Annotated in this window: 20 protein-coding genes; 8 read left to right on the forward strand and 12 right to left on the reverse strand. The window is 65.4% G+C overall.

The annotated features are described in order from the left end of the window. The first annotated feature begins 218 nt into the window (after window positions 1–218). A complete protein-coding gene (locus ACWW36_RS13085; RefSeq protein WP_456141945.1) occupies window positions 219–1004 on the forward strand; it encodes a SigB/SigF/SigG family RNA polymerase sigma factor in 786 nt (261 codons plus the stop codon). 15 nt (window positions 1005–1019) lie between these two features. Here ACWW36_RS13085 and ACWW36_RS13090 read toward each other — a convergent pair whose 3' ends face one another. Then, window positions 1020–2735: an NHL repeat-containing protein gene (locus ACWW36_RS13090; protein ID WP_456141946.1), complete on the reverse strand. Its 1716-nt coding sequence runs from the start codon at window positions 2733–2735 to the stop codon at window positions 1020–1022. Window positions 2736–2918: 183 nt separating this feature from the next. On the opposite strand from ACWW36_RS13090, the gene ACWW36_RS13095 reads away from it, so the two are divergent. Beyond that, a complete protein-coding gene (locus ACWW36_RS13095) occupies window positions 2919–4169 on the forward strand; it encodes a KasA/KasB family beta-ketoacyl-ACP synthase (protein ID WP_456142473.1) in 1251 nt (416 codons plus the stop codon). Here ACWW36_RS13095 and ACWW36_RS13100 read toward each other — a convergent pair. Together ACWW36_RS13100 and ACWW36_RS13105 are read right to left on the reverse strand one after the other, a co-directional pair. Continuing rightward, the gene (locus ACWW36_RS13100) at window positions 4166–5050 is read right to left on the reverse strand and encodes a cyclopropane mycolic acid synthase family methyltransferase (RefSeq protein WP_456141947.1); all 885 of its coding nucleotides are present in this window, start codon (window positions 5048–5050) and stop codon (window positions 4166–4168) included. The two genes, ACWW36_RS13095 and ACWW36_RS13100, sit on opposite strands and share 4 nt — an antisense overlap. A gap of 86 nt (window positions 5051–5136) precedes the next feature. Beyond that, window positions 5137–6069, reverse strand: a complete 933-nt coding sequence (locus ACWW36_RS13105) for a cyclopropane mycolic acid synthase family methyltransferase (RefSeq protein WP_456141948.1) — start codon at window positions 6067–6069, stop codon at window positions 5137–5139. A gap of 306 nt (window positions 6070–6375) precedes the next feature. Here ACWW36_RS13105 and ACWW36_RS13110 point away from each other — a divergent pair, with 306 nt between their 5' ends. Further along, entirely contained in the window at window positions 6376–7809 is a 1434-nt protein-coding gene (locus tag ACWW36_RS13110) for a protein kinase domain-containing protein (RefSeq protein WP_456141949.1), read from the forward strand. Here the strand turns inward: ACWW36_RS13110 and ACWW36_RS13115 are convergent. Continuing rightward, window positions 7797–8654 (reverse strand): hypothetical protein, encoded by an 858-nt coding sequence (locus ACWW36_RS13115; protein WP_456141950.1) that lies wholly within the window; start codon window positions 8652–8654, stop codon window positions 7797–7799. The genes ACWW36_RS13110 and ACWW36_RS13115 overlap by 13 nt on opposite strands. A gap of 68 nt (window positions 8655–8722) precedes the next feature. Between ACWW36_RS13115 and ACWW36_RS13120 the strand changes: the two genes are divergently transcribed. Continuing rightward, window positions 8723–9859, forward strand: a complete 1137-nt coding sequence (locus tag ACWW36_RS13120; RefSeq protein ID WP_456141951.1) for a BTAD domain-containing putative transcriptional regulator — start codon at window positions 8723–8725, stop codon at window positions 9857–9859. Here ACWW36_RS13120 and ACWW36_RS13125 read toward each other — a convergent pair. The 6 genes from ACWW36_RS13125 to ACWW36_RS13150 all read right to left on the reverse strand — a co-directional run bounded on the left by ACWW36_RS13125 (window position 9856) and on the right by ACWW36_RS13150 (window position 15030). Beyond that, the gene (locus tag ACWW36_RS13125; RefSeq protein WP_456141952.1) at window positions 9856–10623 is read right to left on the reverse strand and encodes an esterase; all 768 of its coding nucleotides are present in this window, start codon (window positions 10621–10623) and stop codon (window positions 9856–9858) included. The genes ACWW36_RS13120 and ACWW36_RS13125 overlap by 4 nt on opposite strands. Before the next feature lie 19 nt (window positions 10624–10642). Then, window positions 10643–11152, reverse strand: coding sequence for a DUF4232 domain-containing protein (locus tag ACWW36_RS13130; RefSeq protein WP_456141953.1), 510 nt, complete (start codon window positions 11150–11152; stop codon window positions 10643–10645). 3 nt (window positions 11153–11155) lie between these two features. Further along, complete coding sequence (locus tag ACWW36_RS13135; protein WP_456141954.1) at window positions 11156–12436, reverse strand: hypothetical protein; 1281 nt, start codon at window positions 12434–12436, stop codon at window positions 11156–11158. 94 nt (window positions 12437–12530) lie between these two features. Further along, the gene (locus tag ACWW36_RS13140; protein ID WP_456141955.1) at window positions 12531–13433 is read right to left on the reverse strand and encodes an NHL repeat-containing protein; all 903 of its coding nucleotides are present in this window, start codon (window positions 13431–13433) and stop codon (window positions 12531–12533) included. A gap of 13 nt (window positions 13434–13446) precedes the next feature. Beyond that, a complete protein-coding gene (locus tag ACWW36_RS13145) occupies window positions 13447–13902 on the reverse strand; it encodes a DUF6636 domain-containing protein (protein WP_456141956.1) in 456 nt (151 codons plus the stop codon). 192 nt (window positions 13903–14094) lie between these two features. Further along, window positions 14095–15030 carry an alpha/beta fold hydrolase gene (locus tag ACWW36_RS13150; protein ID WP_456141957.1) on the reverse strand — a complete coding sequence of 312 codons (936 nt, stop codon included), beginning with the start codon at window positions 15028–15030 and terminating at the stop codon, window positions 14095–14097. A 79-nt stretch (window positions 15031–15109) separates the two neighbouring features. Between ACWW36_RS13150 and ACWW36_RS13155 the strand changes: the two genes are divergently transcribed. The 3 genes from ACWW36_RS13155 (at window position 15110) to ACWW36_RS13165 (ending at window position 18690) form a co-directional block, all read left to right on the forward strand. Further along, the gene (locus ACWW36_RS13155) at window positions 15110–15661 is read left to right on the forward strand and encodes a YceI family protein (protein WP_456141958.1); all 552 of its coding nucleotides are present in this window, start codon (window positions 15110–15112) and stop codon (window positions 15659–15661) included. 181 nt (window positions 15662–15842) lie between these two features. Next, complete coding sequence (locus ACWW36_RS13160; RefSeq protein WP_456141959.1) at window positions 15843–17309, forward strand: DUF4407 domain-containing protein; 1467 nt, start codon at window positions 15843–15845, stop codon at window positions 17307–17309. 22 nt (window positions 17310–17331) lie between these two features. After that, the gene (locus ACWW36_RS13165) at window positions 17332–18690 is read left to right on the forward strand and encodes a cytochrome P450 (RefSeq protein ID WP_456141960.1); all 1359 of its coding nucleotides are present in this window, start codon (window positions 17332–17334) and stop codon (window positions 18688–18690) included. Here the strand turns inward: ACWW36_RS13165 and ACWW36_RS13170 are convergent. Further along, window positions 18638–19441, reverse strand: a complete 804-nt coding sequence (locus ACWW36_RS13170) for an aminoglycoside phosphotransferase family protein (RefSeq protein WP_456141961.1) — start codon at window positions 19439–19441, stop codon at window positions 18638–18640. The genes ACWW36_RS13165 and ACWW36_RS13170 overlap by 53 nt on opposite strands. A gap of 76 nt (window positions 19442–19517) precedes the next feature. Here ACWW36_RS13170 and ACWW36_RS13175 point away from each other — a divergent pair, with 76 nt between their 5' ends. Beyond that, on the forward strand, window positions 19518–21950 hold the full coding sequence (locus tag ACWW36_RS13175; RefSeq protein ID WP_456141962.1) for a CocE/NonD family hydrolase: 2433 nt from the start codon (window positions 19518–19520) through the stop codon (window positions 21948–21950). Here the strand turns inward: ACWW36_RS13175 and ACWW36_RS13180 are convergent. After that, a complete protein-coding gene (locus ACWW36_RS13180) occupies window positions 21947–22840 on the reverse strand; it encodes a hypothetical protein (protein WP_456141963.1) in 894 nt (297 codons plus the stop codon). The two genes, ACWW36_RS13175 and ACWW36_RS13180, sit on opposite strands and share 4 nt — an antisense overlap. Between the last annotated feature and the right edge of the window lie 464 nt (window positions 22841–23304).

Here is a 23304-nt window from a genome sequence, read left to right on the forward strand (position 1 = left end):
GGCGGCCGTTTTGGCCAGTGTTGGCGAGCCCCCTGGTGGCGCGAAGCGATCCATGAACGCCGCAGGAGGGTTACGCTGGGAATCTCGCCAGCTGCGTCTAAGGCAGTCGGTTGAGTCGCAGTCCGCGCCGTGAGGGTGGCGAAACCCCCCGCGCGTTCTTGCACGGTTCACATCCGAGCCGCCCGAATCAGCATCATCGAAATGGGGGCGTTGGGGTGATGTCATCGCCGAGGTCGGAGTACGCCGACGTAACCGACATGTTCCGATATCTGACGACGCTGGATGAACAGTCGCGTGAATACAGCCGTCGGCGGCACCTGATCATCGAACGCTGCCTACCGCTGGCCGATCACATCGCCCGCCGGTTCAGGAACCGTGGCGAGCCCGTCGAGGATCTCGTCCAGGTGGCACGGATGGGTCTGGTCCAGGCGGTGAACCGCTTCGACGTCGACAACGGCGCGGATTTCCTGGCGTTCGCCGTTCCGACCATGATGGGCGAAGTTCGCCGATACTTTCGTGATCACGGGTGGTCAGTGAAGGTTCCCCGGCGAATGAAAGAGCTCGGCCCCCAGCTCAGTCGGGCCATCGAGGAGTTGTCTCAGCGATTGGGACGTGCGCCAACGGCGAGCGAAATCGCCAGCCATCTAGGGCTCGACCATGAAGAGGTGGTGCTCGCGCAAATTGCGTCGAGCGCCTACTCCACCCTTTCGTCCGACGCGCCCGCTTTCGGTGGCGCAGGCGACGACGACCAACGATCGGTCAGTAGCAGTTTCGGAGACTTGGACGCCAACCTGGATAGGGTGCTCGACATCGAAACGGTTCGTCCACTACTGGCGGCGTTGCCGAAGCGAGAGCAAACCGTGCTCGTGCTCCGGTTCTTCGAGAGCATGACGCAGACTCAGATCGCGGAACGCCTAGGGATGTCGCAGATGCACGTGTCGCGGCTGTTGGCTCGATCGCTGGCGACTTTGCGCGACCAGGTTCACGAAGCAGTGCGGGTTTGAGCTGGCAGTGTCCGGCTATTGCACCGGTAATTTCAGCACCCGGTCGTTGACAGTGTCGGCGACGTAGACGTTTCCGTCGCCGTCCACCGCCACACCCCACGACCGAGAGAGGCCGTCAAGCGGCAACACCGTTGGCATGCTCGCGCCCGGCGCCAGCTTCAACACCCGACCGCCCTCGGTGGAGAAGCATGGTGGCTTGGATGCCGCGCACGGATCTTGATAGTCGGTGACGTAGACGTTGCCGTCGGTGTCGACCGCCATACCATCGGGACCCTTGACGCCGGTGAACGGCAGTACGGTTTGACTGCTCGTCGCCGCAGCCAGTTTCAGCACCCGGTTGTTGCCATAGTCGGTGACGTAGACATTGCCTGCGGTGTCCACCGCTACACCGTCGGGACGATCGAGCCCCGTGAAGGGCAGAACTGTCGGGACGCTCGCTCCCGCAGCCAGTTTGAGCACCCGGTCGCCGTCGAAGTCGGTGACGTAGATGTCGCCGGCGCTGTCGACGGCCACACCCTGGGGCCGTTCCAGACCGGTGAATGGGAGCTCGGTTGGCCTGCTCGCGCCCGCCGCCAGCTTGAGGACTCGCTGGTTGTTTTCGTCCGCGACGTAGACGTTGCCCGCGTTGTCCACCGCCACACCGTCGGCGATGTTTAAGTCGTTGAACGGCAAGACGATTGGAGCCGCCGCCCCCGCCGCCAGCTTCATCATATGTCCGTCGTCCGAGATGTAGAGGTTGCCTGCGTTGTCCACCGCTACACCCCTGGCGCCAGAGACGTTGGTGAACGGCACCACCGTCAGGTGCGGCGCACCCGGCGCCAGCTTGTACACACCGCCACCGCCGATGTCGGTGACGTACAGATTGCCTGCGGCGTCCACGGTCACGCCGAACGGGCCTCCGGGGCCACCGCCCCGCTCGGTCCTGGACGGCAGCTTGGTTGCAGTGCTCGAACCCGCCGCCAACATCCAAACCCGTTGGCTCAATTTATCTGCGACGTAGACGTTGCCCTTGGCGTCCACGGCCACGCCGTTCGGCTCCTTGATTCCGTTGAAGGGCAGCACGATTGGGGCGCTCGCCCCGGCCGTCAGCTTCAGCACCCGCTTGTGGCCCGTGTCGGTGACGTACAGGCCACCGGCGGCATCCACCGCCACCCCCTCCGGGTACGTGAGGTCCGGGATCGACAACACGGTTGGGGCGCTTGCTCCCTCGGCGAGCTGCAGCACCCGGTTGTTGCCGAAGTCGGCGACGTAGAGGTTGCCTCGGCTGTCCAGCGCCAGGCCACCGGGATGATTCAGGCCCTTGAACGGCAGCACCGTTGGGCTGCTCGCGCCCGGCGCCAGCTTCAGCACCCGGTTGTTGCCCTCGTCGGTGATGTAGAGATTGTCCTGTGGGTCGACCGTCACGCCGTTGGGGTCGTGCAGACCCGTGAGCGGCAGCGGGGCCGGAACGGTTGCGCCGGCCGCCAGTTTCCACACCTGGTGGGTGAAGTAATCGGTGACATAGGTATTGCCCGCAGTGTCGACCGCCACACCGGTGGGAAGTTTGAGGCTCGTGAACGGAAGCAGGACCTGGGATGAGTAGGACACAGTGCGCGGTTTGGCCTGGTGATGTCCAACGAGGGCCGTGATGCTCACCGCAGCGGCGAGGGCGACGAGGAACGCCGCCCCAATGGCGAGGGCGATTTTGGCGCGTCGACTCAACCGACGCGTAGGTGCCGAGGATGTGTTCATGAGGGAAGGTTGCGGCCCACGCCTCGACGGTTTCTCAAACGTTTCTTGGTGGTTCTGGGCTGCGGGACGATCCGCCTGCTCACAAGCCCTTAACGACAAACACAAGTCGATGCCGCGTAGCACCTTCTAACCTGGGTAGAGAACCCTCAACAAGGTCAGCTCATGAGAAGGAATTCGGCAGGCATGGCACCGTTGAGAACCGGGGACGGCTTCGCCGACGTCGTAGTCACCGCCGTCGCATCGACTACGCCCGTAGCCCCCGATGCCGAAGACACGTGGAAACTCCTGCTGGAGGGCCGAAGCGGCATCCGAACGCTTGATCGGCCATTCGTCGACGAGTTCCAGATGCCGGTGCGTATTGGCGGGCAACTGGTGGAAACCTTCGACGAACAGCTCGATCGCGTGGAGCGGCGGCGCACGTCGTACATGCAGAAGATGTCTACGGTGCTGGGCCGTCGCCTCTGGGAGATCGGGGGATCGCCCGAAATCGACACGAAGCGGCTACTCGTGTCGATCGGGCTGGCGCTGGGTTCCACCGAGGAGATTCCCGCCCAGCATGACGTCTGGCGGGAGAAGGGCCTGCGCGCGGTATCGCCGCTGACAGTGCAGATGTACATGCCCAACGGGCCTGCCGCTGCCGTCGGACTGGATCGCCAGGCCAAGGCCGGGATCATCTCGCCGCTGATGGCTGACGCCTCCGGTGCCGCGGCCATCGCCGAGGCATGGCGGCACATCGTTCTCGGCGAGGCCGACGTCGCGATCTGTGGTGGCGTCGAAACACGCATCGAGGCTGTGCCGGTTGCCGCGTTCTCTCAACTGGGCATCTTGTCCACCAACAACGACGACCCGCCCGGCGCCTGCCGGCCATTCGACAAAGACCGTGACGGCATGGTCTTCGGCGAGGGCGGCGCGATGATGCTCATCGAAACCGAGCAACACGCCAAGGCGCGCGGTGCGCCCATCCTGGCGCGGCTGATGGGAGCGGCCATCACCTCCGACGGCCTCGACATCGTCAAGCCGGACCCGGCAGGAGAGCGCGCCGGCGACGCGATTGCTCGCGCGATTCACCTCGCCGGTCTGACGCCCGACGACATCGACCACATCAACGCCCACGCCACCGGGACGGTCGACGGTGACCTCGCCGAGGCCCGCGCCATCCGCAATGCTCTCGGTGACCACGCGCCCGCGGTGTACGCGCCGAAAGCCGCCTTGGGCCACTCGCTGGGGGCCGCTGGTGCGGTCGAGGCCGTGCTGACCGTCCAGGCGCTACGCGACGGCGTCGTGCCGCCGACGCTCAACCTGAAGAACCTCGACCCGCAGATCGATCTGGACGTCGTGTCCGATCAGCCGCGCCGCGCCGACTACCGCTACGCGGTGAGCGATTCCTTCGGCCTCGGCGGGTACAACGTCGCATTGGTGTTCGGGGCGTATTAGGCCTTTGCGAGGGTGAACTGTCCCACGTAGGAGACCCCGCGCTTGAAGAAGTCTGAGCAGCCCGTCAGGTACTTCATGTAGCGCTCGTACACCTCTTCGGACGTCGCGGCGACCGCCTCGTCGTGAGCGGCCTCCAACTTCTCCGCCCAAATGTCGAGTGTCTTGACGTAGTGCGGGCTCAGCAGGTCGGTGTGTTCCACCGAAAAGCCTGCGTCGCGCGAGTACTCCTCGACATCTTCATCGCATGGCACCGAGCCGCCCGGGAAGATCTCCTTGGCGATGAACCGCATGAACTTCAGGTCGGTCATCGTGATCGGGATGCCCATGTCAGGCCAGCGCTTGAGCGGGTGACCCATGATCGTCTGCAACACCATCCGGCCGTCGCTGGGCATGATGCTGTAGCAGGTCTCGAAAAACGCCTTGTACCGCGTTTTCGGGAAGGCCTCGAATGCCTCGATGCTGACGATGCGGTCGACGGGCTCGTCGAACTCCTCCCAGCCGCGGAGCAAGACCCGCCGTGAACGGTCGCTGTCGAGGCCGTCGAGAAGCTCTTGCGCGAAGCTGCGCTGGTTCTTGCTCAGAGTCAGGCCGACGACGTTCACGTCGTGCTTCTCGACCGCACGCTGCATCACCGAACCCCAGCCGCAGCCGACGTCGAGCAGCGTCATCCCCGGCTGCAGTCCCAGCTTGTCCAAAGCAAGGTCGATCTTGGCGATCTGCGCTTCTTCCAGCGTCATATCGTCGCGCTGAAAGTACGCGCAGCTGTAGGTACGAGTCGGATCCTGAAACAGCCCAAAGAACTCATTCGAGATGTCGTAATGGGCTTGGATGTCCTCGTACGCCGGCCGCATATCCGTCGAGCCCGACCCGCTCTTCGACATCTGCGATTGACCTCCTCCGGTGGATCAAATTTGCGACCGCGTTATCTGGTCGCCCCCGGTTTTATAACGCAAAATTCGTAAATTGGCTAAGCGACCGCCTTTTCGCAGGTGAACTGGCAAACATCGGTGTAGCCGTTGCGGAACAGATCGGCGCAGCCGGTGAGGTACTTGTGGAACCGCTCGTAGATCTGCTCGGACGTGATCGCGATCGCCTCGTCCTTCTTGGCCTCGAGGTTGGCCGCCCAGGTGTCCAGTGTGCGCGCGTAGTGCGGCTGCAGATGCTGCTCGCGGGTGACCGTGTACCCGGCCTTGACGGCGTGTTCCTTGACCTGCGCGGCCAGCGGCAACCGGCCGCCGGGATAGATCTCGTCCATGATGAACTTGATGAACCGCACGTTCGACATGGTCAGCGGCAACTTTTTCGCTTTGATCTCTTCATCGCTCGGGATGATGATCGTGTGTAGGAGCATCACGCCGTCGTCGGGCATCCAGTTGAACGTCTTCTTGAAGTAGTCGTCGTACTTGTTGAAGCCGAAGTGCTCGAACGCGCCGATCGACACGATCCTGTCGACCTGCCCCTCGAACTCCTCCCACGGCTGCAGGCGCACCTCCATGTGCCGCTTGCTCTTCGAGTTCGCGAACCAATGGTTCTCGATGTGCTGCTTTTGGTTTTCCGACAGGGTCAGGCCGATCACGTTGACGTCGTATCGGTCGACGGCCCGCATGATCGTCGAGCCCCAACCGCAGCCGATGTCCAGCAGCGTCATCCCCGGCTGCAGGCCGAGCTTGCCGAGGGCCAGGTCGACCTTGGCCATCTGCGCTTCTTCCAGCGACATGTCGTCGCGTTCGAAGTAGGCACAGCTGTAGGTCTGAGTCGGGTCCTGCCACAGCTTGAAGAAATCGTTGCTGATGTCGTAGTGGAACTGGACTTCGCCCTTGTCCGACCCGCGGGTTTGCGCCGCGGATTTCGACAGCCACTTGGACTGAGCTTTGGATGATGCACTTGATGTTTCTGTCACTGTCCGCCCTGATAAAGCTAGGAATCGGCTGATTGAGTTTAACGTGCTAATGGCTCAACACGACGCCCCGACACTACCCCCGCCGATGCGCAGCTGTTGACATTTGGGCCCGTCGCGGGGCTACCCGCTGAGATGGCCGGTGTCACGCGCCAGTATGTCTGGCGCACAAGGCAACTGCTTCGATGTACTCGCGGTGCGGATTGACGTCATTGTCAGACGCGATGCCCACGATGGCGGCAAACAGTCGCTTCGCCCGGCCGCCGGGGTGATACTTCCTCGGTAGCTAACTGAACCAGGGAGACTGCGGTGGACTCGCGCGTCGGTACGGCGTTCGGCAAATACAACATCACGCGTCTGCTCGGCAAGGGCGGGATGGGCGAGGTGTACGAGGCCTATGACACCGGCAAGGGCCGAACCGTCGCGCTGAAGATACTCGCCGAAGAGCTGTCCCAGGACGTCGCATTCCGGACGCGGTTTCAGCGCGAGTCCCAGGCCGCGGCGATTCTGCAAGAACCGCACGTCATTCCGATCCACGACTGGGGCGAGATCGACGGCAGTCTCTACATCGACATGCGCTTGGTGAAAGGGCAGACGCTTCTCGACCTGATCGAGAAGGGCCCGCTGGAGCCCGCACGGGCGGTCAGCATCATCAGTCAAATCGCGGCGGCTTTGGACGCCGCCCATGCGGAGGGGTTGATCCATCGGGATATCAAGCCGCAGAACATCATCGTCACGCCGGCCGATTTCGCCTACCTCGTCGACTTCGGTATCGCCGAGGCCAGCGGCGAGAGCCGCCTGACTACCGCCGGAAGCCAGATCGGCACCTTGAATTACATGGCGCCCGAACGCTTTAGGGATCCCGTCAGCACGCCCGCAGTCGACGTGTACTCGCTGGCGTGTGTCCTGTACGAAGCGCTGACGGGCGAGATTCCGTTCGCCCGCGACAGTCTTGAGAACTTGGTCGCGGCCCACATCGCTTCGCCGCCCCCTCAGCCGAGCGCCACCAATCCGCGGGTGCCGGTCGCCTTCGACGACGTCATCGCTCGCGGCATGGCCAAGGAGCCCGACGATCGCTACGGATCGGTCGGTGCGCTGAGCCGTGCGGCGCAACGGGCGCTGTACAAGGCGTCGCCGACACCACAGGCAACCGCGCCGACGCAGGTCGCTGGTGGGGTTTCGCCGACGGAGGCGAGCCCGACCGTCGCCCAACCGCCTGGTGGCCCGTCGACCGGGCCCACGACCGCCGTCAACGGCGGCTCGCGTCGTCGGTGGTTGTTGCCGACGGTCATCGCGGTCGCGGCGGCCCTGATCCTTTCAGGCATCGGTGTGGCCATCGGCCTGCTGGCCGACGGCCACTTCGGCGGGGGCTCGGATCAGAAAGACCAGCCTGCGTCGGCGACGCCACCGCTGCTGACCGGGCCTGACAACAGCGTCCGCCATCAATCCTGCGACCAAGGTTTTTCGCTGCCGAACGCCAGCGGGTTTGGAACACACGCCGGGCGCGGGACTCCAGAGACGTCGTGCTTGTTCACTGAGAGCGTGTTGACGTCGTACTGGGGTGCATACGGCAATGCCAGCCCGCTGCCGCGCGCCGTGTCGGCGCCGGGCGCCGTTGACTGCCGATCGGTGCCCGGCGCGTTATGCGACGGCTCGAACTTCCTCATGCATTGTCAGACCCAGCCCGGCGACAGATGGATCACCTGCATCGGCGGGAACAATGCGCGCGTCTACCTTTGGTGATCGCAGTCGCCGGCGGGTAGTTCGCGTAGGTGCGTGGTCAGCCATGCGGCGATCTCGGTGAGGGCCGCGGTGCCGTCGTCGAATCTTCCCGACGCCGGCTGTGCGGCCAGAGCGACGGCGCTCATTCCGTTCGGGGTCACCAGCACCCCCATCTGCCGCACCAGATAACTCCCCGCGGGTGACGGTCCCCAACCGCCCTTGAATTGGCTACCTGCAACGGTGCCGAGTCCCCAGCGCTGGTCCGCTTGAACGTTGCCCATCAACGCGAAGATCGGCGCATTTGCGTTCTCGCACACCGCGACAGAGGTGAACCGCGCCTGCTCGGTCAACGGCCATTCGGTCTGGCCAAACGCAGAGAATTCCGGACGGACCTTTTGCGACTGGACGGTTGTCGGGTCGCCGGTCTGCCTCAGCACATCGTCGACCTTGTGCGCGGCGGTGACCGGATCGCCAAGACTCGCCCAGATCGATTCGGCTGCAGCGTTACTCGATTCGGTGATGGCGACGGTCATCTCGTTCGTCACTGTCGGTGGCTGCTCCTCACGCAGGGCCGCGATGACGAGCGGGACCTTGATCGTCGACCAGGCTGGTCCACTTCGCCACTGTCCCAGCATCATTGAATCCTGCTGAGCACCGACTGCGCTGACCGCGACACCGGCCGTCGCGTGCAGTTTCTCTTCCAGCTGGGCGAAGTCGGCCGCCAGCGCCGCCGCTGTCGCAGCAGGCACGGCGGCCGGCGTCTTGTCCTTCCCCAGCCGAAGCCCGACGATGACACCCGAAGCCAACACGACCGCCGCAAGCGCAACGGCGCCGGCGATCAGCAATGCCTTCCGCCGGTTAGACATTGCCGTACCCGCCGTCGAGCGGGCGGCAAGGCTTGACGAACCACCTCGCGGAGGGGTTTGCTGCCGCCATGGCGAACGGCGCTCTCCGGTTTGGCGTATTGGGACCGCTGCAGGTGAGCGCGGACGGCACCGAGCTGACGTTGGGCGCGGCCAAACAGCGGGCGGTGCTGGCGATGTTGTTAATCAACCGGAACCGCCCCGTTGCGATCGACTCGTTGCTTGACGCGGCGTGGCGCCGGGAGCCGCCGCCGGAGGCTCGGGCCAGCCTGCACACATACGTATCCAACCTCCGCCGACTGTTGAGCAAGGCTGACGTCGATCCCGCCGCCGTCTTGGTCCGCGCTCAGCCAGGGTATCGGCTCAACGTGCCCGACCCGGCGTGCGACATCGGCTGTTTCATCACCGAGCAGACCGCGGGAATGCGCGCCGCGGCCGAGGGCCGGTTCGAGCACGCAAGCAGCCATCTGTCGGCCGCGCTGGCCGAGTGGCGTGGGCCTGTCCTCGACGATCTGCGCGACTTCGAGTTCGTCGAGGCCTTCGCAGCCGCGCTTGGGGAGGACAAGCTGGCGGCGCAAACGGCACGAGCCGAGGCTGAGATGGCCTGCGGACGAACACTTTCCATCATCGGTGAGCTGGAATCGCTTGCGGCCGAGAATCCCTACTGTGAGCCGCTGTGGGCGCAGCTGATCACCGCCTATTATTTGGTGGAACGCCAATACGACGCTCTCGAGACGTACGGACGGTTGAAGACGACGCTCGCCGACGAGCTGGGGATCGACCCCGGTCCGACGTTGCGGGGCTTGCACGAGCGGATCCTTCGCCAAGAGCCACTTGACGTCAAGCATGCGGCCCGCGCGACGGCCAGGCGGGCCGTCGCGACCCTCGAACGGCGCACACGTGCTTCCGAGCTGTCCGCTGCTGCGCAGCTGCGCAACGCCGACGGACGTACGCATCCGATACGAGGAGCGGCCACCCGCATCGGGCGCCTTCCCGACAATGACATCGTTCTCGACGATGCCACGGTGAGCCGCTACCACGCGATGATCGTCGACACCGGCACCAGCTTCGTCGTCACCGACCTTCGATCCGCCAACGGAGTCAGTGTGGCGGACAACCGGATTCGGGGCAGTGCGACGCTGGCCGACGGCGACAGCATCCGCATCGGCGACCACGAATTCACCTTCGAACTGGGCGGTTCCGGCTAGGCCAGGATTGACGCGAGCTCGGCGCGGGGCACTGAAACTTGATGCGGCCCATTGTTGTCCCGGATCACCTCGTCTTCGCCGAAGAAGAAGATCACCGCATCGTTGGTGACCGCGAAGTTTTCATACGTATGCTCGTCGAGGTCGTTGACCGGACTGTCCGTGTCCTTTTTCTGCAGTTCGTGCAAGACAATCGGGTTCAGCACCTCAAGCGGGTTGACCTCAGGCTTGAACAGCGTGCCGAACGTGATCGCGGTGCGCGTGCCGAGGTCGTAGTTGAGGGCGGCGAACCACGTGTTCGGGTGGGCTTCATGGGCCGCACCGGTGTCGTCCTGAACCTTGAGCACGACGCTCTGGGTGCCTGAGTCGGAAGTCCCCGAGCGGTACGTCTTCGCGGTGACCTCGTGCTGGTACGGCGTTCCGCGCCCGTGGGACCCGGCCTCGGCGACCCAGTCGACAAACTTGTCACGGTCCTGCTTCAGGACATCGGTCAGCGCCTTCTGGTCGGGATAGTCGAGCGGAAAGCTCATGGTGAGCGTGTACGTAGGCGTGGTGCTGCGAACATGACAGGTCTGGTCGGGGCCGACCGTCCCGCCGAGGTCGGCACACGCCGATTGCGGGGCGGCGGGCGCGGGAGAGGTAGACGCCAATGGCGTTGCCGCGCTTGGCGAACTCGCCGCAGTTTGGTGGGTGCTTGAACCGCACGCCGGGGCCGCGATGATCACCGCAGCGCCGGTCAATGCCACCAACACCTTCCGTGTACTCATGTCGATTCTCTTTCTGGCTCTAGGGCTTCGAATTCACGGGATGGACCTGCAGCGTGCACGTGTCGATGCCGACCGCGACGGTGACCGCGTCGACGGTGTCCGGCGGAATCACTTGCAGGCTGGTGTATGTCGGGCAGGGGCGGTCGGAATCCCCGACCGCGGCGCCCTCGACGATGGCGTAGGCCGGCTGCGATGCTGACACCGTGACGGTGGGTGGAGATTCCGTCTGCACGCCGCCCATGTAGCCGCGCAGGGTCCACTTGGCCTGGATCGACGGCCCGCCGGCCCCGGACACGACTCCGGGATAGCCGGTCAGCGTGCACGGCGCGGCATCGGGAGCCAGGCTGAAGACGAGGAGCACCCGGCGATGTCCGGCCGCCGCCTGTTCTTCGCCGTTGCTCACCTGGACTTGCCCGGATGAGCATGGCGGTGGTGGCGTGTCGGCCTGCGCGACCGGCCCGGCAAAACCGGCGATGGTCGCGCCTGCGAGCAACGTCAGCGTAGTGATCTGGCGCGCAATGTGATTCATGGTCTACTTCCCCTCCGGGAACAGGATGGCCTCTTCGACGCCGCCGCCGTTGACGGGCGGACCGAGCAGCACGGTGGACGTGTTGGCCGCCGGGTCGTAGCTCACCAGCGCCGTGCCACCGCCACAATCCATGTGGCCGTGCAGCACCAACTTGTCAGCGGTCGCCCCGGTGACGAACACGCTCTGGGACATACCGGGAACCTTGACGCGCGTGGTGTGGCCATCCGGGGTCAACCGAGACAAGAACGCCGTGCCACAGGCTCCCGCGGACTGGAGGAACGTGCCCGTTGGCAGCTCCCATGCGCTTCCGTCCTCGATGTCGTTCCCGAATCCAGGATCGTCGCCCTGGCCGGAGTTGACCGCAGTGAGTGCGGTGGGTGTCCCACCGTCGATGGGCACTCTCCAGAGCTGGCTTGCCGAACCGTGCTCGGCCGAGCAGTTGGCGAGGACCACCGTGGGTGCCCACCACCTCACCGGCGCGCAGTCGGCGTTCTTCATCGGTGTCGGTATCGTTCGAATGATCTTGCCGTCGTTGCCGACCACCACCAGGCTGTCGTCGCTGCGCGGCACGAGTTCATTTCCGTAGTTGGCGGTGCTGAGAACGAGGTGCGTCCCGTCGGCCGACTCGAGGTACCTGCCACTGAACTGACCCGCTCCGCCGAGATCCTCGGTGGGGAAGGTCTGCTGCACATTGCCGTTGAAGTCGATGCGCTTCAGCGTTCCAGGCTCATTGCCGTTGGAGCTCGTCGAAACCAGGAGTGCCTTGCCGGCGGGCCGCGTATAGCTTGGGTAGCCCTCGGCGGGGATGACGGTCTGCTTGCCGGTGTGCAGGTCGACCGAGATGACCTTCGTACCGTCAGCGAGCAGGGCATTGCGGCCGTCGCCGGACCAGTCCGTCAATTGAAGGCGCGCGTCTGCACCATCCAGCGTGGTGATCGCGTAGCGGTTACCTGCCGGGTCCACAAGATAGAGCGTCGTGGCGGCGGTATTGGGGTCTGGCTCGTCCGGGGCCGGCTTTTCGCCGGGCCGGTGGGCGATAGCGGGGCTCCAGGTGGCGAGTGTCCAACCCTGGCCCACCTTTTCCCACGGCACATCGTTGATCGTGGCCTCGACACCGTGTGCGGCGGCAGGCGCGGCCGTCGTGGGTGCCGACGTGACGGCTGAGGTGGGCGGGTTGGCCGATGTCTCCTGGGCCGCAGGGAATTTGGTCTGCGACGAGCATCCCGCCGCCATCGACGCGGCGATCGCGAAGACGCCAACTGTGGCGAGCAATCTGTGGTTCATGCTCGTGTCCTTTCGGTGAAACGGGTTTGTGGTCGTTGTCATGACCAGGTTGCGGTCAATGGCTCGAAGGATTCTCAAGTGATTCTTGGCGCCCTCACCGGGCCGGCAGCTTCAGTACGCGGAAGTGGAGGTCGTCGACGACGTAGACATCGCCGGCAGGGTCGACCGCCACAGCGGAAGGGTGTTTCAGTCCGTTGAACGGCAACACCGTTGGGCCGATGGCACCGGGCGCCAGCTTGAACACGCGATCGGCGCCGAAATCGGTGACGAACACGTCGCCCGCGGTGTCTACCGCCACCCCGGAGGGGATGTTCACGTCGTTGAACGGCAACACCGTGGGACTACTCGCACCTGCCACCAACTTCAAGACCCGTTTGGCGTCGGAATCGGTGACGTAAACGCTGCCCGCATCGTCGACCGCCACACCGCCGGGTCGAGTGTCGTTGAACGGCAAGTCGACTGGGCTATTCGCACCCGCCGCGAGCTTCAGCACGCGGTGTGCGTTCGAGTCGGTCACATAGACGTTGCCCGCGCTGTCAACCGCGACCGCATTCGGCTGAATGTTGCTGAACGGCAACACGGTTGGGGTGGTGGTCCCCGGCGCCAACTTCACAACCTGGCTCTTGAAATCGTCGACAACGTAGAGGTTGCCCACCGTGTCGACCGCCACGTCGACGGGTCGGTAAAGGTCGGTGAACGGCAGCTTTTCGAGGTGAACCGCGCCAGGCACCTGCTTCCACACCTGGCCGTAGTAGTGGTCGAGGACGTAGACATTGCTCGTGGTGTCGACCGCTACACCGGCGAGGTGGTTGATGGTGTCGCCGAACGGCAGCTCGACCTGAGATGAATAGGTCACGTCGTGCGACGGCTCGGTAGCGATCACCGTCGTCGCCGATACAGAGGTTGCCGGCGACGCGCCGTGACCGTCGGCCGAACATCCGGCTGCCGCAACAATTCCCGCTGCTGCGGCAAGACCGACGATGAGCTTCCGTTTCATCACGGGCGCCTGGTCAGCCGAGCTCGTAGGAGTCGCGGGACACCCGGAAGAAGTGGCCGGTGCTGGTGTCGGTGCACGTCACACCCGAAGGCTCACTGGCGCAGGTCATTACGCCGGAGGACTTTGTCTGCCCGTAGTCCAGCGTCCTGTCGGTGCGCAAACCGTGGTACGTGCCGGGCGGGGTGTCGGAGCAATCCACGGTGGTCGCCTTGCCCTCGGAGAGCCAGAAATGATTCGGCCACTCGGCCGGGCCGCAATCGGATGGCCGTTGCCGGTCGCCGTAGGTGTAGTCGACGATCGAGCAGGCGGCCGCGTTGTCGGCGATCCAGCACATGATGTTGCCCGACGGGGTTTGAAAAGACGGTGGCACGCCGGCGTATGCGGTTGCAGGCAGGGCAATGGCGACCGCGGCGGTGGCCATTGCGGTCAGCGTCAGCTTCGTCCGCGAAATACGCGAAACGGTGGTCATGTCGGTCTCCTTGTGCGGCATATGAAGTGGTCACCGCAAGACTGCGGCCGACACCTCACGCGTTTCTCAAGCGATTCTTGGAAGCTCACGTCGTAGTGTGCGCAGCCGACCGCCCCCGGCACATGAGGCGTTTACCTCGTGTTTTGTCGCATCTGGGCCCGCCACGGCGCGACGGTTGTCGGCCCGCACTGACTACAAGTGCGACCGCAAGAACGTCAGGACGTCATCGGCGGCGGCGAAACCACCGAGATGGCTCTCGTCGGGCATCAGGATCAGCTCGGCGTCGGGCAGTCGCGCTGCTGCGGCCTTGGCGTCATCGAAGGTGACGATCGGGTCGGCGTCGCCGTGCCACCACCGCACGGGCACCTTGACGTCGGCCAGCTGAAAACCCCAATGACGGCCGAACAAGCGGGCGTCGTCGATCAGCGCCTGGAACCGACCATGCGCGGCCAGCACGATGTCGTCGACGAACATCGCCTCGATCTCGGGATCGGCGAACACCCGCTTGTCACCTTCCGGCATGAGGCCGGAGAAGCCGCGATATGCCAGGTGCGCCAACGGAAGGATCGGCATCAGCAGACCCGCGGTTGCCATGGCCAGCGGCCGTCGCAAAGTTGACAGTGCAGGAGCGAAGGTGCGGGCCAACGCGATCGCTCCGCCCGTCGCGGCGTCCGGCCCCACCGATGGCGTGACGCCACCGAGGACCGCGACGGCCGCAACGCGTCCGGCCAGTCCGGGTGTTGCCGCGCAGGACAGTGCGTACGGACCGCCGCCGGAGAGGCCGACGACGCCGAGCCGGTCGGCACCGAGCACATCGGCGACGTGGACCATGTCGGCGCCCCAGTCGGCGACCTGCTCGTACACGTGAGAGTCGGACAGGCCCGATCCTGCGCGCTCTACCACCACGACCCGCAGCCCGAGCTTTTCGGCGGCGCGCCGCCCGACCAAGGGAAACTGGCGGCGGCCCCCCGGTGTGCCGTGGAACCACAGCACCACAGAGCCCGCCGGATCGCCGAACTCCGCATAGCCCAACCGCCGGCCGCCGGAGAGGAAGAAGCGTCCTTCGGCTCGCGGGGATTCACATCGTGGAACGCCCGGGGGATAACGCCATGGGTTACTCGGGGACATGGTTCGGCAGCTCCTGCTCGGCGGGGCATCGGTGACCCGCTCACTGCAGATAGTCGCATCTTGCGGATACATTCGGCCGGTGACTTTCGACGTTTGGCATTTCGACGGTTCGGAGGGCCAGCTGCTGGTTCATACGAGCGTCACGGGCAGAGCCGCGAAAATGGGGCATCGCCTCACGATCGCGGTGAACACCTGGACGGCCGCGGTGAAGTGGGCCGATGGCCAACCCGCCGAAGTCGAGTTCACCGCGGAGGTCGATTCGCTTCAGGTCTTGCGAGGTGAGGGCGGCGTAACGCCACTGTCGGGACCGGAGAAGGCGCTGGCGCGGTCGAACGCGTTGAAGGTGCTTGGCGCCGACCGTTTCCCGCAGATCCACTTCCAGGCAAGCGACATCGAGAAGACGGGCGACGGCTACCGGCTCACCGGCTCCTTGGATATCCACGGCGTGACGCGCGAACGCGTGATCGAACTGCACGTCGACGATCGTGGTGACAGCTGGCGGCTGTCATGTGAAGCAGATGTCCGTCAAACCGAGTTCGGCCTCAAGCCGTACTCGATGCTGCTGGGGTCGATGAAGGTCGTTGACGCGGTGACCGTGGCGTTCACCGCAACCCGGCCGAAGAGTGATTGACGGTTCGTCGAGCAAGAGCGGCAGAGGGCAGCAGCGGCACGGCACCCGCCGCTGTGAGAAGATTGGCGAAATTCGCACCGGCGTGACGGCGCGATCCGCGGGGGTTTCGATTCTGCATGGCTGACGTACGCGGCCCGCGCTGAGTCACGCCGGGAAACGCTTGGAGACTATTGGAGTTCGGATGTCTGCCAACAAGATTGGTTCTCAGCTGACGTGGCTGCTCGCGGCGCTGGCATGGCTTGTCGCGACGTTGGCCGTCACCGAGTCGACACATTGGCCGCCCATGGCAGTCCTCCCGCTGACCTTGATCTTCGGCCTGCTGGTCGGGCTGCTGACCCACGCCATTGCCAGCGGCCCGACGCGGAGCTGGTCAAGCGTCCTCGGCCGCGCGACGGTCGCGCTCGTCGTTGGCGTCGTCGTCGGCGAACTCGCCGCAGTGGTTATGTTCTCCGGCTCGATCGACCGCCGTCTGGACGAGCAGGCGGCGCGGGCCGCCGATACCACGCCCGCCGTGATGCAGGCTGGCGCCGAACTCGACCGGGCACGCCAAGCACGCACCGCACTCGACACCGCGGTCGATGACGCAAGCCGGCGCCGCGACGACGCGCTCGTCGTCGCACGCTGCGAATTCAACCCGTCGCCGGGCTGCCCGCAGACCCACATCACAGGTGTGCCCGGCGGCGGTCCCGAGACCAGGACGGCGAACGACTTTCTCGGCGACGCGCAGCGCGAGCTGGACAATGCAACGGCCGAACGCGACCGGCGGGCACCAACGCTGGACGCCGACATCGAGGCCCACCAGCAGGCGCTGACCCAGGCTCGGCAGACCTCCATGAAGGACAAGGAAGGTGGCCTCGGCGCGCGGTGGGCAGTCATGAACGAGTACACCTTCGGCACTGCAGGCGCGATGGTGCTGCGACTGCTGACGATCGGGTTTTTCGCGCTGCTGACCGCCTTGCCGCTGGTTCTCAAGCTGTGGCGGGGCGAGACCTCCTCCGACCGCGGCGAGCAGGCCTCGGCCGAGGTCGAGCGCGCAGAGCTCGAGGCCGACACCGCGATCGCCGTGAAGCGTGCCGAGGTGCGTGCTGCCGTCGAAACGCTGTGGGCCGAACAGGAGTTGGCCAAGGCCCGGTTCGCGGTCGAGGCGCAGACCGAGATCGACCGCGAAGAGCAGCGTCGCAGGGTCACCGAGGCGCTCGAGGGTCCGGTGCAGGTGCGTTCGGAGCGTGCATCGGAGCCGATGGCCGAGTTGCCCGACGCCGAAACCGTTGAGACGCGAAACCTTCCCGCGCGAGTCGAAACCGGTGGGACGTCGTTGATACCGACGATCCCCGACGTCACCAAGGCCGCAGCCCGGTGGCTTCGTCCGTTCGTGCCGCCGATCGTCGCCACCGCGATAGACGCGACGACCAAGCCACTGCGCACCGCACGCGAGGTCTTCGAAGAGACAGAAGAGATTCACTTCTCGCTGCGGCGTACCCACAAGGTCACCGTTGAGTCCGAGGAATCTGCCGCGCAGGACGAACCGCAGCGCGCGTCCGCGTCGGTGGGTCCGTCTGTGAAGCGTCAGCATGTGTTGACGGAGCGAACAGGACAGCAGGAACTGCGGCGATCCGACGGCCCGCGCCAATTGCCCCCGGCCGAATAGCTCCGCTCGTAGGCTCACGAATGTGAGCGACGAGGACGTCCTGCCGCCTGGGCCCCGGCTTCCGCGGTGGGTGCAGCTGGTCCTGTTCATGCGGTACTGGCCGCGACTCGCGGCCGCCTGTGGGCGTCGCTATGGCGACGTGTTCACGCTGCGCATCGCGACGCTTCCTCCGCTGGTGTATCTGTCCGACCCGGCCGAGATCAAGAAGGTGTTCGCCGGTGACCCCAGCGTCTTTCATGCCGGCGAGGCCAACTCGGTGCTTGCTGGGATCCTTGGTGATACTTCGGTGTTGGTGATCGACGACGACGCACATCGCGAACGTCGTCGGCTGATGCTGCCGCCCTTCCATCGCGATGCGGTTGCCAGGCAGGCCGAGGCGATGGCCGAGATCGCGGCGGCCAACATCGCGGGATGGCCGGTTGGCCGGCCCTTCGCGGTGGCGCCGAAGATGTCCGAGATCACGCTGGAGGTGATCCTGCGGATCGTCATCGGCGCCAGCGACCCGTCGCGACTCGCCGCTCTGCGCGCGGTCATGCCGCGGCTGTTGAACGTCGGGGCGTGGGCGTCGCCGGCCATCGCGAATCCAAACCTGCGGCGCTATCCCCCATGGCGTGGCCTGGCGCGACATATCGACGAGGTTGACCGGCTGTTGTACGCCGAGATCGCCGAGCGTCGTGCCGATCCGCACTTGGACGAGCGCACCGATGTGCTCGCGATGTTGGTGCGCTCGACCGACGAAGACGGCCGCACGATGACCGACCGCGAACTGCGTGACCAGCTGCTGACGTTGTTGGCCGCCGGGCACGACACGACGGCCACGGGCCTGTCGTGGGCGCTGGAGCGGTTGACCCGTCACCCCGCAGTCCTGGCCAAGGCGGTGCGGGCGGCCGAGGCCGAAGACGGCGACGAGTACCTCGACGCGGTCGCCAAGGAGACGTTGCGCATTCGGCCGGTGGTCTTCGACGTCGGTCGCGTGTTGAAGGCGCCGGTGGAACTCGCCGGCTACCGGCTGCCCGCCGGCGTCATGGTCGTACCGGGAATCGGTCTGGTGCACCGTGATTCGGACGTGTATCCGGATCCCGATCGGTTCGATCCGGATCGAATGGTGAACGCGACGCTGACGCCGACGACGTGGTTTCCGTTTGGCGGCGGCAATCGACGTTGCCTCGGTGCGACATTCGCGATGGTCGAGATGCGGGTCGTCCTACGCGAGATTCTGCGCCGAGTCGAGTTGGCCACCACGACGGCCGCGGGCGAACGGCAGAAGGTCAAGCAGGTGATCCTCGTGCCGCACCGCGGTGCGCGCATTCGGGTGAAGGCGATGCGTCTCAGTCCTGCACAGCCTTCGCAAGCGCCACGTATTTCGTCGAGTCGGCTGTAGCCAGCTCCCTCACAGCCGCATCGACAACCCGAACGATCACCCACGCGCGGGCCCGTTCCTCGTCGAATCCGGCCGCGTCGACGAGCGTGTAGAAGCGCCGCCTCACGCCCTCGCGGATGTCACCCGTGAGCTCGTCCCAGCGGTTCCACAGCATCGGGGCCAGCTCGTAATGGGGATCGCCGTTCATGGGCTTGGGGGCGATCGCCAGCCACGGCTCCCGCTCGGCCGCCAGCACGTTCTCGTAGTGAAGGTTGGTGTGGATGACGGTGCCCGAGCTCGCGGCGTCGGCCGCCAGCTCGCGGCTGAGCGTCATCGCCTGCTCGACGAGCCGGTGCGGGATCGGCGCGCTGCGGGGAAGCGCCGCGAAGTCGCGTGCACGTTGCTCGAGAAATGAAGTGAGCGTGGGCAATTGGGGCATTGCCGGGACGTGGAGCCGTCGGTAGAGCCCCGCGACCACCTCGCAGGCTTCGACGTCGGGCAAATCGCCCAAACTGTCCCACCGAAGCCGCTCCAGGAGTACGGCACGATGCGGTGGGTCCGCGCTGAGCAGGCGAACCGCGCCATCGCCGCCCCATCGCCGCAGCACGAGGTGGCCGTGTTCAGCCTCGGGAAGCTTCAACACGGCGGGCACTCCCTCGGGCGTCCGCACGGGCACGACGATCGAGCCGGCCCCATGGACTGGTTCACCGTCGCGGCGAAGTTTCCACCGTTCGAGCTGGCTTTCCGCGAGGTCGGCCAGGTCGTCGGTCACCCTCAGATCGTTTCATTTTCAGGGATTGGCCGAAGACCCGTACGGACGTTTGTTGCGAAGGGTATGAATTTCACCCATGGGTGCGGGGGCATACATAGGCCGAATCGGCGGACTGGCTATCGCGTTGGGCATCGGGGCCGCAGTGGTCACCGGCCACGGCGTGGCATTGGCCGATACCACGGACTCGTCGGGGTCGGTGTCGTCGTCGACCAGCACATCGTCCACGGATGCGACGGACTCGTCATCGACGACGTCGTCGACGAAGACCACAACAGATCCGACCGCCGAACCGCAACCCACATCGGCGACCGCGACCAAAAAGCCAGAGCCCACAGCGGATTCGACACCGCCAACCACAAAGAAGCGGCCAAGCGACTCCAAACCGGACACCAGCACAGCGGATCCGGTCACCAAACCGACCAAGACGGCAAGCCCGGCCGCCAAAACGACGGCATCGCACTCGGACACGACGGCGTCCGCGAAGACCAGCGACGACCAACCCGACGTTGTCTCCGACACCGAACCGACGGCGCTTGCGGTCACCCCGACGACGAGCACCGCCAACGTCGAGGTTCAGCAGCCTGCAGTAACGGCGACCACAGCCCCACCGGATCCGGTCGAGGTGGTGACGACCGCGGTATCGACCGTCGTCAACGCGTTCTTCAACCCGTTCGCCGGAAACGCGCCCACCGCACCCGTGGAATCGCCGTTGACGTGGACGATGCTCGCGGCCGCGCGGCGCGAGTCGTTCGCCACCGCGCCGAGCCTCAACAAGGCCGCAAGCCCCGTGACGAACAGCCTGACCACCGATGCCGCTGTCCCGACGGCGGCGCCGGCCGTCGTCGCGATCGAGCAGACACCGCCGTTGGCCTTCCTGCAGCAGCTGCCGGTGATCGGGCCGATGTTCGTAACGCCGATCGTCGCGTTCATCCACCAACTACCGCTCATCGGCGACGTGTTGCATCCGTTCATCGGCTACCCGATCCAAATCGGCCTGCCTGCAGGCACTCCGACGCCGCGCGACGTGAAGGTCATCTCATTCGACGGCACACCGATCTACGTCCATTTCATGCCGGCCTCCGGGCTGGCGCCAGGACTCAAGGCGCCGACGATCCTCGACGGGCCGGGGTTGGGTCTGCCCGGCTCGACGAACCCCGACGCCGAAGAAGACGAGTTCCTGCCCAACGACATGGTCGGCATCGCCCCGCTGCGGCGGGCCGGCTACAACGTCGTCACGTGGGACCCGCGCGGCGAATGGAATTCGGGCGGCCAATTGGAAGTCGACTCACCGGATTTCGAAGCCCGCGACGTCTCGGCCATCATCAGCTGGCTGGCAACCCAGCCCGAGGTTCTCTCCGATGACGGGGACCCGCGGATCGGCATGGTCGGCGCGTCGTATGGCGGCGGCATCCAACTGGTATCTGCGGCAATCGATCCGCGGATTGACGCGATCGTCCCGACCATCGCCTGGCACAGCCTGAACACCTCGCTGTACAAGAGCGAGGCGTTCAAGAGCAGCTGGGGCACCATATTGACGGCGGCTCTGATCTCCACCGGTGCGCGAGTGAATCCGCGGCTGTACCCGGCGGCGATCTGGGGCGATTTGACGGGCATGGTGTCGCCCGACGACCAAGCGCTGCTGGATCAACGCGGCCCAGACGAACTGGTCGAAAAGATCACCGCGCCAACGCTTTTGATTCAGGGAACCGTCGACACGCTGTTCACCCTGGCCGAGGCCGACGAGAACGCCACAATCCTCATCGCCAATGGAGTCCCGACCAAGGTGGTGTGGTTCTGCGGCGGTCACGGCGCATGCCTGACGAGCACCAACGACGGCGTGCTGATCGAGCACGACACGCTCGCGTGGCTGGACCGGTACGTCAAGCGCGACGAGCTGGTGCCGACCGGCCCGCAGTTCGAATGGGTCGACCAGCATGGGCAGTACTTCTCGTCGAACACGTATCCCGTTCCGCAGGACGATCCGATCGTCGCCTCCAGCAGTGGCGGCGTGCTGCCACTGCTTCCGTTCATCGGTGGCTCAGGGCCGCAGCTCGGCGTGTTCGGCCTCGGCCCCATCAGGGCGCTGCTCGGGCTGCCGTCCGGCGCACCGGCGATCAACGCGCTGAACCTGAAGATTCCGGCCGCGACGACCACCACCTACGTCGTCGGCGCGCCGCAGCTGACCCTGACCTATTCCGGCACAGGGACCAGCCGCCACGTCTACGCGCAGCTCGTCGACGACACCACGGGCTTGGTGCTCGGCAACCTCGTCACTCCCGTGCCGGTGACATTGGACGGGCAGACGCACACGCTCACGATTCCGCTGGAACAGGTTGCCCAGACATTGGCGCCGGGGGAGACGCTGACGCTGCAACTGGTCGCTTCGGCGTTCCCGTACGAGACGATCAACTCGCTCGGAGTACTGAACGTGTCGAGCATGCAGCTGTCGTTGCCGACGGCCGACGCCGCGGCGATATCACCGGAGGCCGCGACAACCACCGCCGCCTAGTTGAGGAAGCGGTCTGCACTTTCGATCAACGCCAATTGCGCCTTCGCTTGGCGGTAACCAAGGCAGATCCCGCTGACGGTCATCAGAACGATGCCCGTAACACCAGGCATCGCGACCGACACCATGCCGGCCAGCGACCTGGACGGAAACGCGTAGGTGTAGCCGTTGGGGGTCTGCCCGCGAGCGGCTAGGCCGCCGCTGGCGGGCAGGGTTTCAGGCAGTGGCTCACTGCTCGATGCCCGAAGGAGCGCCGGTGACGGCTCACCGTTCATCGGCGGCGACAACGTGACGACCTGCCCGCTGGACAGTCCGCGCGGTGCGACCGATGCGCCGAGGACGACGAACGGCACCTTCAGGATGGGGAGTTCGTGGCCGTGGGAGTGGTGTGCGCCGGCTTCCGCGGCTGCCGCGTCCACCGTGTCGGGCTCGACGGGTGAGCTGGGAACGTCGGGGGGCAGGTCGAGCGGCGGGGGCGCCTCAAGGGCGGGTGCGACGGTTTCTGGGACCGGCGCGATTTCCGCGGGAGCCGGCGCTTCCGGAACCGGTGTGCTGATCGTCTTGCCGTGGTGGTTCTCCGCGCAGGACTCCTTGTCGACAGGCTTTTTCTGCTCGGCGTCGTCGGTGTCCTGCTTTGGTTCAGACTCTGTTGCGGCGACGCTGTTGGTCTGGACGCCTTCGGAGGCCAGCCCGCTTTTCACACTGTCGTCGCTGGACTTGACGTCGGGCGTGTGATCAGAAGGAGCCTGGTCGGCGTCCGACGAGCTGGTGTTGGTGCTCTGGCTTCCTGCCGAATCGGGAGTGTCGGCGGCGGCGACCGCGCAGTGGGCGACGGCCAGCAGCAAAGCTACGCCGATCGCGCACGCTGCCAGATGCGTGTCTGCCCGACCCATCGCGCCTCACCAACGCCAGCGTGGCGCTGCTCGCCAGCATCCACGGTGTCGTGTCATTGTGGCATGTCGTAGCTCGCGAGTCGCACTCATCGACAGAATCTCGGCCGCGAGGTGCCTTGTGTCGCAGCGTATTTGGCGGACTGGCGAGGCGCGTCACGGATACCGCGGCAACGTTATCGTTCAGTTGCCAACACCGCTGCGGGCAAAGACACTGCGCGCAACTCATGGGAACCATCGTCATCGTCGGGTGCGTCGCTGCGTAGTACGCGCCGGTGCCTCCTCAGCCGGACATGCAGCACTCATGGCTGCGCCGCAGTCGGCCGCGGTGGCGGGCGGAGTAATCCGACGGGTTGTAGTACTTACATGTGACGGGTCCGCGCCGCAAAATGTAATGACGCGAAGGAAAATTTCTCTGGCTACTTGGTTAGGGCAATAAAGCGCCCCTGATTCTGTGGCAAAAATGT

The organism is Mycobacterium sp. MMS18-G62 (assembly GCF_053877835.1).